Raw genomic sequence first — 14,689 nt, 5'->3', positions numbered from 1 at the left:
TTATTTTTTAGTGCAAACAACCTGATTTCCAAATTGTAGATCCACCATTTTGTAAGTATTTAATAAATCGTCTTTAAGACCTTTTTTATAGAAGGCTTTAAAATTGTTGAATTTCTCATCTATTCGCTCCACTTTTCCGAAGAAAATATTGAAATTTGTTTGTCTTAATTCTATTTGATAATATCCACCATTCAACAGAGTGATAGACGTAATATGCTTAGTCAAAAATTGGTCATTGTTAATATAATCTACTATCGGAAAGGCATCTACAATATCCTTTTCCTTCATATTAACAAGAACCGGAACTCTGGCAGAATAACTTTTAGAAAGCGGCATCTTTTTGCCTAATCTATCTAAATAAAACCCATTATTCCCCAAAACTCTACCGATAGGGCGGCGTTGACTTATTTTGGTTTTTAAAATTCCATCTAAGCTTAGAAACACTTCTGCATTTTCTATCATCTCGTGTTTGTTCAACAGAACTTCTACCCTATTCAAATCTAAAGTTTCTTTACCTATACTTGAGACCTCTATGTTATTTTGTATTAACAATTTATTAACCGATTCTTCGGACACATATAGGTTTTCAGATTGGGTAAATTGTACTTCAATTTTTTCCAATTTCCTATCATTATTTCTCTTTTCGGCAAAACCATAAAAGAAGACAATCAAGCCCAATAATAAAATGCCTTTTATGTAGTTGAAGTTAATTTTCATTCTTAAAATATTTTTCAACTTTAATGATTTCTTCTCCAATATCTCCTGCGCCCATCATTACAATTACAGGGCTTTCCGAAAGATTTAACTCGTTTATAATCTGATCTTTATCTATTAACTTTTTGTTCTGATTCTTAATTTTATGCAATAACCATTCAGAAGTAACCCCTTCCATTGGGAGTTCCCTCGCAGGATAAATATCTAATAATCTTACCTCATCGAACTTACTTAAGCTTTCCGCAAAATCATCGGCGAAATCTTTAGTTCGGCTAAATAAGTGCGGCTGAAAAACTGCTATCACCTTTTTACCGGGATGCATTTCTCTAACAGCTTGATGCACGGCGGCAATTTCTGCCGGATGATGTGCATAATCGTCTATTAAAACACGATCTGGAGTTTTCAATCTGTACGTAAATCGACGGTTTACACCTTTAAAACTATATAATGCTCTGGCGAGTTCATTGGTTGGGGATCCATAATGAATGGCAATCGCCAGAGCAGTTATAGCATTTAATAAATTGTGTTTGCCCGGGAGGCTAAACCTTAAACCTTCTATAATTTGTGTTGGGGTGATCAGATCGAAATGATAAGTTCCGTTCTTTACTGTAATATTTTGAGCAGAATAATCTGCGTTATCTTCAATTCCAATAGTGCCACCTTTAAGTGGCAGTCCATTCTTTACAAAAAGAGTACCGTTCTCCGGTATTAAAGCTGCGAAATAATTAAAAGATTCAATTAATTTTTCTGGAGATCCGTAAATATCTAAGTGATCGGCATCCATGGAAGTGATCGCGGCAATATTTGGAGATAAATTCAAAAATGATCTGTCAAATTCATCTGCCTCCACAACCATCACTTCATTCCCCTTAAGAATAAGGTTACTCTGGATATCTTCACTTATCCCGCCAAGAAAAGCAGTGACTTTAGCGCCAGTTTCCTTTAATAAATGTCCTAAAATAGCAGTTGTAGTAGTTTTACCATGTGTTCCTGCCACTGCCAAGGTGAATACCCCTTGAGTGACCATTCCCAAAACCACTGCTCGCTTTTTAAGCTGAAATTCTTTCTGAATAAAATAATTATGTTGCTTGCTATCCTTAGGAATTGCGGGAGTATAAACAATTAAAGTGTTTTCAGTATTTCTGAAGTTATCTGGAATCACCTCAATTTCATCTTTATAAAAAACCTGAATCCCTTCTTCTTCTAATGCTCTTGTTAGAACAGTAGAAGTTTTATCGTAGCCGGCAACTTGCTTGCCAAGAGAATTGAAATATCGCGCTAACGCGCTCATTCCTATTCCGCCAATGCCGATAAAATAAAGATTTTCTATGTTTTTAAAATGATCCATTAATTTATACTTCCTGGGTATTTATAATTTTTTCCATGGCATCTACTATAGCAACTGTTGCTCCTGGTAAAGCCAATTTTTTAATATTTTCTGAAAGATTTTTCTGCACTTTTTCAGATTCTAAGATCAACATAATAGTTTCAGAAAAATCCTTCGCCAAATCCTTTTCATCCAACACATAGGCTGCTCCTTCATTTGCCACCGTCAAAGCATTTTTCGCCTGATGGTTTTCAGCAACATTGGGAGACGGGATAAATAATACCGGTTTTCCAACGATACATAATTCTGAAACACTAATTGCCCCCGCACGAGAAACAATTACATCGGCAGCAGCATAAGCGAGATCCATTCTACTTAAATAAGCATGGGTTTGCACATACTCGCTATCGTATTTCTTATACTCCTCGTAATACAAAGAACCAGTTTGCCAGATCAGTTGGATCTTCTTTTTTTCAAAAAAAGCTACAAAGGCTTCCATTAACTGGTTTATTCTTCTTGCTCCTAAACTGCCTCCTAAAACCAATAATGTTTTCCGGTCCTTTTTCAACTTAAAGAACAACTGTGCTTCTTCTCTCTTATCTTTAATATTCAGAATATCCTGTCTTACAGGATTCCCTGTTTTAATTGTTTTTTCTAATGGAAAATAACCTTCCAGATTATCATACGCAGTACAAATAGCATCTGCTTTTTTACCTAGCAATCTATTCGTGATTCCCGGATAGGAATTCTGCTCCTGAATTAAAGTGGGAATATTCATGATATTTGCCACTTTAAGTAAAGGCCCACTTGCAAAACCACCAGTCCCAATAACCACATCTGGTTTAAATTTTTTGAGGATCTTTCTAGACGCCCAAAGGCTACTAATTACCTTAAACGGAAAGCTTAAATTCCTTTTGGTTAAACTTCTATCGATTCCAGAAATCCAAAGTCCTTCAATTTTATAACCAGCTTGCGGTACTTTATCCATTTCCATTCTATCTTTTGCTCCCACGAAAAGGATCTCAGCAGATGGATAACGTCTTTTAATTTCATCTGCAATAGAGATCGCAGGATAAATATGTCCTCCTGTTCCTCCTCCAGATATTATTACTTTTAATTGCTTCTTCATATCGCTTCGCTTAAAATGTCCAAAGGATTTTCTTCTTCTCTTTCTCTATCAGATTCTTCAGATAATTTTATCTCTTCTTCCCTTTTAGCACTTACGCTCAACACAATCCCCAATGCAAGGCAAGTCATCCAAATAGATGTCCCTCCACTACTTACAAGAGGCAATGTTTGTCCTGTTACTGGGAATAATTCTACCGCAACCGCCATGTTTACCATGGCTTGGAAGACAATAGGCAATCCAACCCCAATAACCAATAGCATCCCGAAAATTGTATTGGCCTTTGTTGCCACAATCACTATTCTGAACAACAGCAATAAATAAGCCGCCATCACTCCAAAGCCGCCAATTAATCCCATTTCTTCAACTATAATGGCATAGATAAAATCTGAAGAGGACTGAGGTAAAAAGTTCCTTTGGATACTTTTCCCAATTCCCTCACCTGCAATGCCCCCTGTGGCAATTGCAATCTTTGCTCTCTCTATTTGATAATCTGCCTCTGTATCCTCATCATTAGTAAAATTCTCTATTCTACTTGCCCAGGTATCTACCCTGTTTGGTAATAATCCTGGAAATGCTTTTGCTGTTAATATGAACATAGTAAGCAATAATAAACCTGCTCCTACTATGATTCCTAAATATTTTAAGGGATAACCACCAAGGTAAACCAACATGATCACCATTGTAAAAATGATTGCTGTGGTAGAAAAGTTAGCTGGTAAAATAAGAGCTAGAACCACAAACACCGGCATCCATAACGGAAGAATAGTCTCCTTAAAAGTCACGTCCTTTTCAGTGATTCTAGAAAGATATCTTGCAACATAGATCATTAGAACCACCGCCGCTAGTGTAGAGGATTGAAAAGTAACTCCCACCACCGGAATCTGAATCCATCTACTGGCATATGCCCCATCTATTGTTGTTCCCTGAAAAATTGTGTATACTAATAATACCACCACAACCGGTAACATTAGTATTGAAAGCCCTTTAAAATAATGATAAGGTATTTTATGTATAGCAAACAACACACAAAATCCTAAAACAAGATGAAAAAAATGAACCACCAGATAGCTACTTGTACTTCCATCTCCATATAAATAGGCTAGGTTACTACTCGCGCTATACACCGGCAAAAACGAAAATATCGCCAGCAAAGCGGTGGTAGCCCAAATAACTTTATCACCTTTTATATTTGAAAACAAGTTGTTCATTCAGATTTATCTCTTATTATTTATTATAAATTTCTTACAGAATCCTTGAACTGTCTCCCTCTATCCTCATAGTTTTCGAATAGATCGAAACTTGCGCAGGCAGGAGAAAGCAAAACCGTATTTCCTCTTTCAGCAAACTTATACGCCATTCCAACAGCTTCTTTCATGGAATTTGTTTCTACAATGGTGTCTACACAATTTCCAAAAGCTTCAAATATCTTAGAATTATCCACTCCTAAACAAATAATTGCTTTTACCTTTTCATTTACCAAAGGCAACAATTCTGAATACACATTTCCCTTGTCTACTCCTCCAACGATCCAAACCGTTTCACTTTCCATGCTTTCTAAAGCATAGTAAGTAGCATTGGTATTTGTAGCCTTAGAATCGTTCACGTACATTACATTATTGATCTTAAGTACTTTTTCCAATCGGTGTTCTACTCCTTGAAAATTCTCCATACTTGCGCGAATGGTCTCTTTTCTAATTCTTAATAATTGAGAAACCGTGGAGGCAGCCATGGCATTCTTAATATTGTGTTTACCTTCTAGTGCTAATGCGGAATTTGGCATAATAAATTGGGTGTTGTTGAGGTTTATTTTAATGTTGTTATCTTCTAAATATGCTCCCATTTCTAATTTCTTCTGAAGTGAAAAAGGAATCATTTGAGCTTTTACTGAATTGGCTTTAAGCCATTTTGAAATTATTTCGTCATCAGCGTCATAAATAAAGAAATCATCTTCAGTCTGATTTTTGGTGATTCGAAATTTTGATGCTACATATTCATCTAAATTGTAATTATATCTATCCAAATGATCTGGAGTGATATTAGCAAGAACTGCGATATCTGGTCTAAAATCTACTATTCCGTCCAACTGAAAACTACTCAGCTCCAATACGAAATAATCTACAGGATTACCCGCGACTTGTTTTGCAAAGCTGTCACCTACATTGCCAGCCATAGATACATTCAATCCTGAATTCTTCAGAATATGATAGATCCATTTTGTAATGGTGGTTTTCCCATTACTACCAGTTATACCTATTATTTTTGCTGAAGTATATTCAGCAGCAAATTCAATTTCAGAAATCACAGGTATTCCCTGCTCCTTGATCTTTATAACCAAAGCTGCGTTATCTGGAATACCCGGGCTTTTCATAACTACTGAAGCATCCATGATCTTAGCTTCGGTATGCCCGGCTTCTTCCCAAGAAACTCCTAGTTTTTCAAGTTCAGCTTTATACTTATCTTTTATTTTTCCAAAGTCTGAAACAAAAACATCATAGCCCTGCTTAAGTGCAAGAATCGCAGTACCTACACCGCTTTCTCCACCTCCAAGAATTGCTATTTTTTTGTTTTTGCTCATATTGTATTTAATATCTATTTATCTAACTTTTAAAGTAATAATGGTTACGATCGCAAGGAAAATTCCAACGATCCAAAACCGAACTACGATCTTGCTTTCATGTAATCCTTTTTTCTGATAATGGTGATGAAGGGGAGACATTAGAAATATCCTTCGACCTACTCCATATTTTCTTTTAGTGATCTTAAACCAGCCAACTTGCAGCACTACGGAAAGGTTTTCTAAAAGAAATATTCCGCATAAAATCGGGATCAACAACTCTTTTCTGGTTGCAATGGCAATTACAGCGATAATCCCTCCAATTGTTAAACTTCCTGTATCTCCCATAAAAACCTGAGCTGGGTAGGTGTTGTACCATAAGAATCCTACTAAGGAACCTGCAAAAGCGGTTATAAATATGGTCATCTCCCCAGATCGTGGGATGTACATAATATTGAGATAGTCTGAAAATATAATGTTACCAGAAACCCAAGCAAAAATTCCCAGAGTAAGTACAATAATTGCTGAAGAACCCGCTGCAAGACCATCTATTCCGTCTGTTAAATTGGCTCCATTGGAAACGGCCGTCACTATGAAAATCACAATCGGAATAAAAATTAACCAAGCATAGTTCACTAATGATGGATTGATCCAACTGATTAAACTTGCATAATCGAATTCATTATTCTTTACAAACGGAATAGTCGTGGTGGTAGATTTCTCTTCAACCCCAGAAGTGATTTCCTGCTCGTTGGTTTCAACTTGTTCAATATTAAAGGCAGGGACATTAACATCTTCCTTAATTGTAATTGCTGGATGTAGATACATAGTCCCTCCAACAATAAGCCCAAGGCCAACTTGCCCTAGTACCTTGAAAACCCCTTTTAAGCCTTCTTTATCTTTTTTAAATGTTTTTATATAATCGTCTATAAAACCAATAGTCCCCATCCAAAGAGTTGTCACAATCAGTAAAATAACGTAGATGTTATTTAACTTTGCAAATAACAATACCGGAATAAGCGTGGAGATAATTATAATTAATCCTCCCATAGTTGGAGTACCCGCTTTTTCGCTCTGCCCTTTTAAACCAAGATCCCGAACACTTTCTCCTACTTGTTTTTTCAAAAGATAATTGATGATCTTTTTCCCATAGATGGTAGATATCGCTAATGACAAAATAATAGCCATTGCCGACCGGAATGAAATAAATTCAAACAGACCTGCACCAGGAATCTGGTACTGCTTATCTAAAAAATCAAACAAATAGTATAACATATCTTTTCTTCTAATCCCTTGCTAATAACAGAGAATTACTATTTTTCTAGTTGGCTCAAATATTCGTTTACAATTTTATAATCATCAAAATCAGATCGTACGCCATTTACTTCTTGATAAGTTTCATGACCCTTTCCTGCAATTAGAATAATGTCATTTGGATTTGCTAATTGACAAGCGGTCTTAATTGCCTGATTTCTATTTACCACCGTCATTGTTTTCTTAAAATCCAACGCGTCTACGCCTGCTTCTACATCTTTCAATATTTCTTCAGGATCTTCGGTTCTTGGATTATCACTGGTGAAAATAACTTTGCTACTTAACGCCGCAGCGATATTTCCCATTTTTGGCCTTTTTGTTTTGTCACGATCTCCTCCGCAGCCAACAACTGTGATCAACTCTTCGTTCTTTGTGCGAATAGCATTAATCGTTTCCAATACATTTTTTAATGCATCTGGAGTATGTGCATAATCCACAATGGCGGTAATCTTTTTATCGGAAACTACATACTGAAATCTACCACTCACAGAATTCAATTCACTTATAAGTCTTAAGTTTTCCAGCTTTTCTAATCCTAATAAACTTCCAGCTGCATAGATTGCAAGAATGTTGTAAGCATTAAAATTTCCAATCAACTTGGACCAAACTTCATCTCCATTTATCTTCAACAACAATCCGCTAAATTGATTTTCTAAGATCTTTGCATTAAAATCTGCATAGGTTTTTAATGCATAGGTTTGCTTTTCAGCTTTTGTATTCTGAAGCATTACAGCTCCATTTTTATCATCTGCATTTATCAAAGCAAAAGCTGATGCAGGTAACTGATCGAAAAACAGTTTTTTTACATCTCGATATTCTGCGAATGTTTTATGATAATCTAAATGATCATGTGACAGATTTGTGAAAATTCCGCCAGCAAACTTTAGACCGGTAGTTCTATCCTGCGCAATCCCGTGAGAACTCACTTCCATAAAGCAATATTCTACCCCTTCGTCATTCATTAATTTCAAATATGAATTAATAGTTAATGAATCTGGAGTTGTATGAGACGCAGCATAGGTTTTTTCTCCCACCATGATATTCACAGTAGAAAGCAATCCAACTTTAAAGCCTGCTTTGCTGAACAAATGATATAATAAGGTAGCAACTGTTGTTTTACCGTTAGTACCTGTAACTCCTACTAATTTTAAATTTTCTGAAGGCGAATCGTAATAATTAGCCGCCATAATAGCCAAGGCTCTTTGAGAATTTGCAACCTGCACATAAGTAACTCCATTTACAATTTGCTTCGGCATTTCCTGACATATCACAGCTAATGCTCCTTGATTAACTGCGGTAGTTATAAATTGATGCCCATCTGAAACAGTTCCCTTTACAGCAACAAACACATCATTAAATTCTACTTTTCTAGAATCAAAATGAATGGAACTAACAGTTAACCCAGTGTTGCCAATTACGGCTTCCATAGGAACTTTATATAATATGTCTTTTAATATCTTCAACTTAAACTAAGTGCTACTTGTTGATTATTTTTAATTTTTTGTCCTGCAGGGATGGATTGATTTTTAACCTTTCCCTCTCCATTTATTCTAACTGATAAGCCCAAATTCTCTAATAGTGAAAGAGCATCCATTGCAGGCATTCCAACAACATTTGGCATTAATTTGTTAGTGCTTTGCGCTGCTGCATAATATTTTTCAAAGTCTACTGAGATCTTATCATTTTCGATATTCAATGATTCCAATTCATCTTCAATAGGAGTATCAGTATATATTTTTTGAGCAATTCTTTTAAATACAGGACCGCTAACATCTGCACCGTAAATACCAATTTTACTATTAGGCTTATGTATTACAACTATGCTTGTGTATTTTGGATTATCAGCAGGAAAATAGCCTACAAAAGAAGAAATATATCTAGGATTGGAATTCCAGCCGTCCATCCAGTATTCGGTTTGTGCAGTCCCTGTTTTACCGGCCATAGAGAAATTAGGAGAGTATAAACTTTTAGCGGTACCTCGCACCACTACATTCTCCATCATTGCTTTTACCTTATTTACCGTTTCTTGAGAACAGATCGAAGGATCTAATATTGTTAATTCATTTTTCTCGATCACCTTATCCCATTCTCGTATTTCCTTTATAAAACGAGGCTTTACCAAAACACCATTATTAGCAATCGCATTATAAAAAGCTAAGGTTTGCAGAGGCGTTATTTGAATACTCCCATATCCATACGCCATCCAAGGCAAAGAAAGACCAGACCATTTTTTATCACCTGGTTTCGGAATATATGGCTCTCCTTCTCCTTTTATAGAAATCCCTAATTTTTCATTTAAGTGCATTCTATTTAATCCATCAATAAATTTTTGTGGATTGTCCTTGTAGTTTTCGTAAATAAGTTTTACCACACCAACATTCGAAGAAACCTCAAAAGCTTTAGCCGCAGATATTTTACCATATCCTCCACGATGAGAATCTCTTACCTTATAACCACGCACACTCATAACCCCATTTTCGGTGTCTACAATCGTACTGGTATCTATCACCTTATCTTCTAAAGCAACAACCAATGCCATTAATTTAAATGTAGAACCCGGCTCATGTGTTTCTCCAACAGCATAGTTCAACTTTTCAAAATAGGTGCCTGCAGATGTTCTTCCAAGATTCGAGATCGCTTTGATCTCACCTGTTTTGGTTTCCATAACCACCACGGTTCCATGATCTGCTTCGTATTTCTCTAACTGAGCCAATAACGCATGATGCGCTATATCCTGAATATTTACATCTATAGTAGAAATTACATCATACCCGTCTTTTGGCTCTACTTCATTATTATCACTTATAGGTTTCCATTGCCCTTTAGCGATTTTTTGTTTTAATCTATGCCCATCGGTTCCTTCTAGAAATGGCCCAAAAGCTCCTTCCAAACCTACTCTTGTATAATATCCATCCTTGTCCTTTCGTTCGTAGCCAACCGTTCTCGCAGCCATTTCTCCTAGAGGATGCTCCCGTACAGTTCTTTGCTCTACAATCATTCCGCCTTTATAAGTGCCAAGATTAAAAAGAGGGAAACTTTTTACTTTCATATAATCTGAATAGCCTAAGTTTCTTGCGATCAAAAAATAACGCTGCTTATTAACTCTTGCTGTTCGCAATTTTAGTGACCAATAGGCAGCACTTTTACCAAACATTTTATAGAGCTCTTTAGAAAGAGGCGCTATATTTTCTTCAAAATTTTTATCGGAAACCGTAACCGCATCAAATCGTATATCGTAGTTAGGTATGGAAGTAGCCAATAAATTCCCATTAGCATCGTATAAATTTCCACGATTTGCTGGAATGGTGAAATTCTTTAAAGTTCTCTCTTCAGATAGCTGCTTATATTTATCTCCTTCTACAAACTGAATATTAAGTAACTGCACAGCTACCGCCACCGCAAATAGGAACATACATCCCGCTACAAAGTACAATCGGTTTAATATGTGCTTTTCGTTAGTTGCCAAAGGTTTACTTAGTCTGTTATATTAATTTTTATTTTATAAGGTGGCGTTTCCGAAGGTTTTACTCCTCTTGCAGCCATTTTATTGGTAATGGTAGATTCCATTTTAAGTTTCATTAAGGCAGAACGCATATCAACAAATTCGCTACGCATCTCCCGCACTTCTGTATTTAGCCTAGCTATAGTATGAACCTTGCGTTCGGCACTATGTGAACTGGCGATCATAATAATTGCAAGTAGTGTACAGAACACAATAAATCGCCAGTTCTTAACAGCATCATTGCTAATTAAGAAATTTGCTTTCAATATGTTATACATCCCCTTGTTCATCCCTGTCTTGCTATAAATTTCTTCTGAAATTAATCAGCATTATAACTTTACTGCTATTCTTAATTTTGCGCTTCGAGCCCTATTGTTTTTATAGATCTCATCTGCAGAAGGAACTATTAATCCTTTTACTTTTTTGAACGGAACAGATATATTCCCGTAAAAATCTTTTTCAGGCTCCCCTTCAAAAAGCCCACTTCTTATATATCGTTTTACCAATCTATCTTCTAAAGAGTGATAGGAAATAAGACTTACTCTCCCACCTTTATCTAACAACTCCTCGGTTTGTAATAAAAATTCCTTAAGAACTTCTATCTCTTGATTTACCTCTATGCGAATTGCCTGATAGATCTGAGCTAATATTTTATGCTCCTTTTCCTTAAACAGGAAAGGTTTCAATACTTCTTTTAATTGATCGCCGCTCTCAATTGGAGCAACTTCTCTAGCTTTAATTATTTCTGCAGCTATTTTTGAAGCATTTCTTAGATCGGCATATTCAAAGAATAATTTTTTAAGCTGTCCATGATCGTAATCGTTGATCACTTCAAAAGCGCTCAAACTGCTTTTCTGACTCATCCTCATATCCAGCTTTGCCTCGAATCTGGTTGAAAAACCACGCTCTGCAACATTGAACTGATGAGATGAAACGCCAAAATCTCCAAGAATTCCATCTACTTTTTTAATTCCGTGGAATCTCAAAAAGCGCTTTATGAATCTAAAATTCTCATTTATCAACGTAAAGCGAGGATCATCTATAGCATTCTCTAAAGCATCTTCATCTTGATCAAAACCAAATAATTTTCCTTTTTCCCCAAGCCTACTCAATATCTCCTGGGAATGACCGCCACCACCAAAAGTCACATCTACATATACTCCGTCTGGCTTAATATTTAAACCATCCACAGATTCTTTTAGTAAGACAGGATTATGATATTCCATTAAATTCATCGTTACCCATAACTTCTTCAGCCAGATCTGCAAAATCTTCGGCATCAGCACCTATGGTGTTTTCATATTTATCTTTATCCCAGATCTCAATAATGTTAATTGCAGAAGAAAGAACGATCTCTTTATCCATTTCGGCAAAACCAAAAAGATCTTTAGGGATCAATAAACGTCCATTTGCATCTACTTCCACAGTTTTAACACCAGCTGTAAATCTTCGTATAAAGTCATTATTCTTCTTCTTGAATCGGTTTAAACCATTGATCTTTTTCATCATTTCATTCCATTCCTCCATCGGATATAATTCCAAACAAGGTTGGAAAACAGATCTTTTAAGAACAAAACCTTCCTGCAAAACCGGTGTCAGCTGCTTTTTTAAAGCTGCCGGAACCATAAGACGCCCTTTAGCGTCTACTTTACATTCATATGTTCCAATTAGATTTACCACTCAATAACTTTATAGAGTCAAATATATTGAAATTATTACCACATTTTACCACTTTCTACCACTTTGTTGATAAGTTTTTCCACCTATTATGCTGAAACACTTCTAAATAGAGCTAGTTCATTATGTTTCAGACTCTTGGTTTTTTCATCAGATTTTAGGCAAATTTTAGTAGGAAAAATTTGTGTTTTATAGCACAAAAGCATTGTGCAATAAAGCTGTGTATTAAGTAAAAATGATTATACTTGTACTGAAATCGCTATATTTGCGATTGCTAATTGCAAATGGCATTCATGGAACACGATTTACAGCAAGAAGGAAAATTTACTTACCTAGAAAAAGGGGAAGGAACACCAATAGTAATTTTACACGGACTCATGGGTGGCCTTAGTAATTTTGGTGGCGTTGTGAATTATTTTCCGGAAAGAGGCTATAAGATTCTAATTCCTGAATTACCTCTTTACAATATGTCTCTATTAAAGACAAGTGTAGGAACCTTTGCTAAATATCTTAAAGATTTTATTGAATTCAAGGGGTATTCTGAAGTAATCCTTCTTGGGAATTCTCTAGGTGGTCATATCGCCCTTCTTTGCACAAAGATGTATCCTGAATTAGTAAAAGGTTTAGTTATTACTGGAAGTTCTGGTCTTTATGAAAATGCAATGGGTGAAAGTTATCCTAGACGTGGGGATTATGAATTTATCAAAAAGAAAGCGCAAAACGTTTTCTATGATCCTGAAGTTGCCACTAAAGAAATTGTAGACGAAGTATATTATACTGTTGGCGACAGAAACAAACTGGTAAAAACATTAGCAATTGCTAAAAGCGCGATTCGCCATAATATGGCCAAGGATCTTCCAAAAATGCAAACGCCAACCTGTATTATTTGGGGTAGAAATGACAACGTAACTCCTCCAGATGTTGCAATAGACTTTAACAAGTTGCTTCCAGATTCTGACCTTTATTGGATAGATGAATGTGGGCATGCAGCGATGATGGAACATCCAGACACTTTTAATGAGCTATTGTTTGAATGGCTTCAAAAGAGATCTTTCTAAGATTTAAATAATGATAATAAAATCTTCTGAATTTGTAGTAAGCAACAGTGATGTTGCAAAATGTCCAAACAGTAAATTGCCGGAATATGCATTTATTGGTAGGAGTAATGTGGGGAAATCTTCGCTCATTAATATGCTTACTGCCAGAAAAAGTCTTGCAAAAACATCTGGAAGACCAGGAAAAACTCAGCTAATCAACCATTTTTTAATCAATAAAGACTGGCATTTAGTAGATCTACCTGGTTATGGATATGCACGAGTTTCTAAATCCATCAAAAAGACCTTCCAGAAATTTATTACTCAATATTTTGAGCAAAGAGAACAAATGCTTTGTGCTTTTGTTCTTATTGATAGCAGGCACAATCCTCAACCTATAGATCTTGAATTTATGCAATGGCTAGGAGAACACGGAATTCCTTTCTGTATTATCTTCACCAAAGCCGACAAGCTTAAGCCAAATGCCTTAACAAGAAACGTAGAAACTTATAAGGAAAAGATGTTGGAAATCTGGGAAGAGATGCCTGTGCATTTTATCACTAGCTCTACAAGTGATCTTGGAAGAGAAGAAGTGCTGAAATATATTGAAGACCTAAATACTCAGTTTATTTCCAATTAAGTCGAAAAGGTATTTTTATCTTCAGGATCTATCTTCTGATTGGTTTTTTTTGCTGTAATGAGATTTGTAGCACCTCGGTTTATTGTTATTAGTCTAATTCTCGAGTTTTAATATTCACAAAGGTAGATTGATCATTTTCAAAAGCCTTCTTTCTCACTTGTTTAATTCTTTTTCCAATTCTGATTTTAAAATTTCCTACGACTACAACTAAGTTGAATTGACACCAACCCTGCAAGGGTTCCAAACCCTTGCAGGGCTTATTCAATAAAGACAGTTGATTATTAACAATAAAATTCTAAAACTTTTAGAGCACAGTTTAAAGGAGTTTGGAATGTGGATTTTTCCTATTTAGGATTAGTATTGTCCGGTAAAAAAATTCAGGATTTCGGTGAGGCTAGAATTAACCTGGATTAGGACTGTTTTCAAAGTTTAGGAGCTTGCTATTGGAACACAGAATTATTTTTTCTTTTTTGAAAATTTATACATATTAAAATAGTGATTTTCAATTAGTTGGAATAAAGTATTACGTCTTGAATCTAGCAGCGCAGCGATCTTATATCTTTTGTCGGACGACAATGATTTAGGATAATAATTTTTGCCTAATCCGGAAATCCAACAAGTTTTGAATTTGATCCTATAAAATTCTTTGGATATAAACTCACTAAATTATAGGCTCAACACAAAAAGTTGTGGAGTAACTAAAAATAGGAGAACTTTGCTTTAAAATTTCTATGTCCTCAGACAAGTTATTAGCGATAGCTAATTTATTACTTCCTGAAGTGCTTGTAACCTATTTTG

Annotated in this window: 13 protein-coding genes; 2 read left to right on the top strand and 11 right to left on the bottom strand. The window is 35.6% G+C overall.

Annotation, left to right across the window (positions count from 1 at the left end):
* The 11 genes from ES724_RS15050 to mraZ are packed head-to-tail and all read right to left on the bottom strand — an operon-like array spanning position 1 to position 12,220.
* Entirely contained in the window at positions 1 to 717 is a 717-nt protein-coding gene (locus ES724_RS15050) for a cell division protein FtsQ/DivIB (RefSeq protein WP_146934456.1), read from the bottom strand.
* Positions 707 to 2,062: a UDP-N-acetylmuramate--L-alanine ligase gene (murC, locus tag ES724_RS15045; RefSeq protein ID WP_146934453.1), complete on the bottom strand. Its 1,356-nt coding sequence runs from the start codon at positions 2,060 to 2,062 to the stop codon at positions 707 to 709. Before murC ends, ES724_RS15050 begins: the two co-directional genes overlap by 11 nt.
* Before the next feature lie 4 nt (positions 2,063 to 2,066).
* On the bottom strand, positions 2,067 to 3,170 hold the full coding sequence (gene murG, locus ES724_RS15040; protein WP_146934450.1) for an undecaprenyldiphospho-muramoylpentapeptide beta-N-acetylglucosaminyltransferase: 1,104 nt from the start codon (positions 3,168 to 3,170) through the stop codon (positions 2,067 to 2,069).
* On the bottom strand, positions 3,167 to 4,378 hold the full coding sequence (locus ES724_RS15035; RefSeq protein WP_026839565.1) for an FtsW/RodA/SpoVE family cell cycle protein: 1,212 nt from the start codon (positions 4,376 to 4,378) through the stop codon (positions 3,167 to 3,169). Before ES724_RS15035 ends, murG begins: the two co-directional genes overlap by 4 nt.
* 23 nt (positions 4,379 to 4,401) lie before the next feature.
* Positions 4,402 to 5,745 carry a UDP-N-acetylmuramoyl-L-alanine--D-glutamate ligase gene (murD, locus tag ES724_RS15030; RefSeq protein WP_146934447.1) on the bottom strand — a complete coding sequence of 448 codons (1,344 nt, stop codon included), beginning with the start codon at positions 5,743 to 5,745 and terminating at the stop codon, positions 4,402 to 4,404.
* Between the two features lie 18 nt (positions 5,746 to 5,763).
* On the bottom strand, positions 5,764 to 6,999 hold the full coding sequence (mraY, locus tag ES724_RS15025) for a phospho-N-acetylmuramoyl-pentapeptide-transferase (RefSeq protein WP_146934444.1): 1,236 nt from the start codon (positions 6,997 to 6,999) through the stop codon (positions 5,764 to 5,766).
* Between the two features lie 38 nt (positions 7,000 to 7,037).
* On the bottom strand, positions 7,038 to 8,501 hold the full coding sequence (locus ES724_RS15020) for a UDP-N-acetylmuramoyl-L-alanyl-D-glutamate--2,6-diaminopimelate ligase (RefSeq protein ID WP_146934441.1): 1,464 nt from the start codon (positions 8,499 to 8,501) through the stop codon (positions 7,038 to 7,040).
* Positions 8,498 to 10,504 (bottom strand): penicillin-binding protein, encoded by a 2,007-nt coding sequence (locus ES724_RS15015; protein WP_146934438.1) that lies wholly within the window; start codon positions 10,502 to 10,504, stop codon positions 8,498 to 8,500. Before ES724_RS15015 ends, ES724_RS15020 begins: the two co-directional genes overlap by 4 nt.
* 8 nt (positions 10,505 to 10,512) lie before the next feature.
* Entirely contained in the window at positions 10,513 to 10,830 is a 318-nt protein-coding gene (locus ES724_RS15010) for an FtsL-like putative cell division protein (protein ID WP_146934435.1), read from the bottom strand.
* Between the two features lie 39 nt (positions 10,831 to 10,869).
* Complete coding sequence (rsmH, locus tag ES724_RS15005; protein ID WP_146934497.1) at positions 10,870 to 11,766, bottom strand: 16S rRNA (cytosine(1402)-N(4))-methyltransferase RsmH; 897 nt, start codon at positions 11,764 to 11,766, stop codon at positions 10,870 to 10,872.
* The gene (gene mraZ / locus ES724_RS15000; RefSeq protein ID WP_146934432.1) at positions 11,753 to 12,220 is read right to left on the bottom strand and encodes a division/cell wall cluster transcriptional repressor MraZ; all 468 of its coding nucleotides are present in this window, start codon (positions 12,218 to 12,220) and stop codon (positions 11,753 to 11,755) included. Before mraZ ends, rsmH begins: the two co-directional genes overlap by 14 nt.
* A gap of 290 nt (positions 12,221 to 12,510) precedes the next feature.
* On the opposite strand from mraZ, the gene ES724_RS14995 reads away from it, so the two are divergent.
* Positions 12,511 to 13,275 (top strand): alpha/beta fold hydrolase, encoded by a 765-nt coding sequence (locus tag ES724_RS14995; protein ID WP_146934429.1) that lies wholly within the window; start codon positions 12,511 to 12,513, stop codon positions 13,273 to 13,275.
* 10 nt (positions 13,276 to 13,285) lie between these two features.
* Positions 13,286 to 13,891 carry a ribosome biogenesis GTP-binding protein YihA/YsxC gene (yihA, locus tag ES724_RS14990; protein ID WP_146934426.1) on the top strand — a complete coding sequence of 202 codons (606 nt, stop codon included), beginning with the start codon at positions 13,286 to 13,288 and terminating at the stop codon, positions 13,889 to 13,891.
* Positions 13,892 to 14,689 lie beyond the last annotated feature (798 nt).

The sequence above is a fragment of the Gillisia hiemivivida genome, assembly GCF_007997295.1.
Taxonomy (GTDB): domain Bacteria; phylum Bacteroidota; class Bacteroidia; order Flavobacteriales; family Flavobacteriaceae; genus Gillisia; species Gillisia hiemivivida.
This window is presented reverse-complemented; position numbering and strand designations above follow the sequence as displayed.

Coding starts and splice junctions, on each gene's coding strand:
- ES724_RS15050 (WP_146934456.1), bottom strand. CDS start 717: ATGAAAATTAACTTCAACTACATAAAAGGCATTTTATTATTGGGCTTG.
- murC (WP_146934453.1), bottom strand. CDS start 2,062: ATGGATCATTTTAAAAACATAGAAAATCTTTATTTTATCGGCATTGGC.
- murG (WP_146934450.1), bottom strand. CDS start 3,170: ATGAAGAAGCAATTAAAAGTAATAATATCTGGAGGAGGAACAGGAGGA.
- ES724_RS15035 (WP_026839565.1), bottom strand. CDS start 4,378: ATGAACAACTTGTTTTCAAATATAAAAGGTGATAAAGTTATTTGGGCT.
- murD (WP_146934447.1), bottom strand. CDS start 5,745: ATGAGCAAAAACAAAAAAATAGCAATTCTTGGAGGTGGAGAAAGCGGT.
- mraY (WP_146934444.1), bottom strand. CDS start 6,999: ATGTTATACTATTTGTTTGATTTTTTAGATAAGCAGTACCAGATTCCT.
- ES724_RS15010 (WP_146934435.1), bottom strand. CDS start 10,830: ATGAACAAGGGGATGTATAACATATTGAAAGCAAATTTCTTAATTAGC.
- rsmH (WP_146934497.1), bottom strand. CDS start 11,766: ATGGAATATCATAATCCTGTCTTACTAAAAGAATCTGTGGATGGTTTA.
- ES724_RS14995 (WP_146934429.1), top strand. CDS start 12,511: ATGGAACACGATTTACAGCAAGAAGGAAAATTTACTTACCTAGAAAAA.
- yihA (WP_146934426.1), top strand. CDS start 13,286: ATGATAATAAAATCTTCTGAATTTGTAGTAAGCAACAGTGATGTTGCA.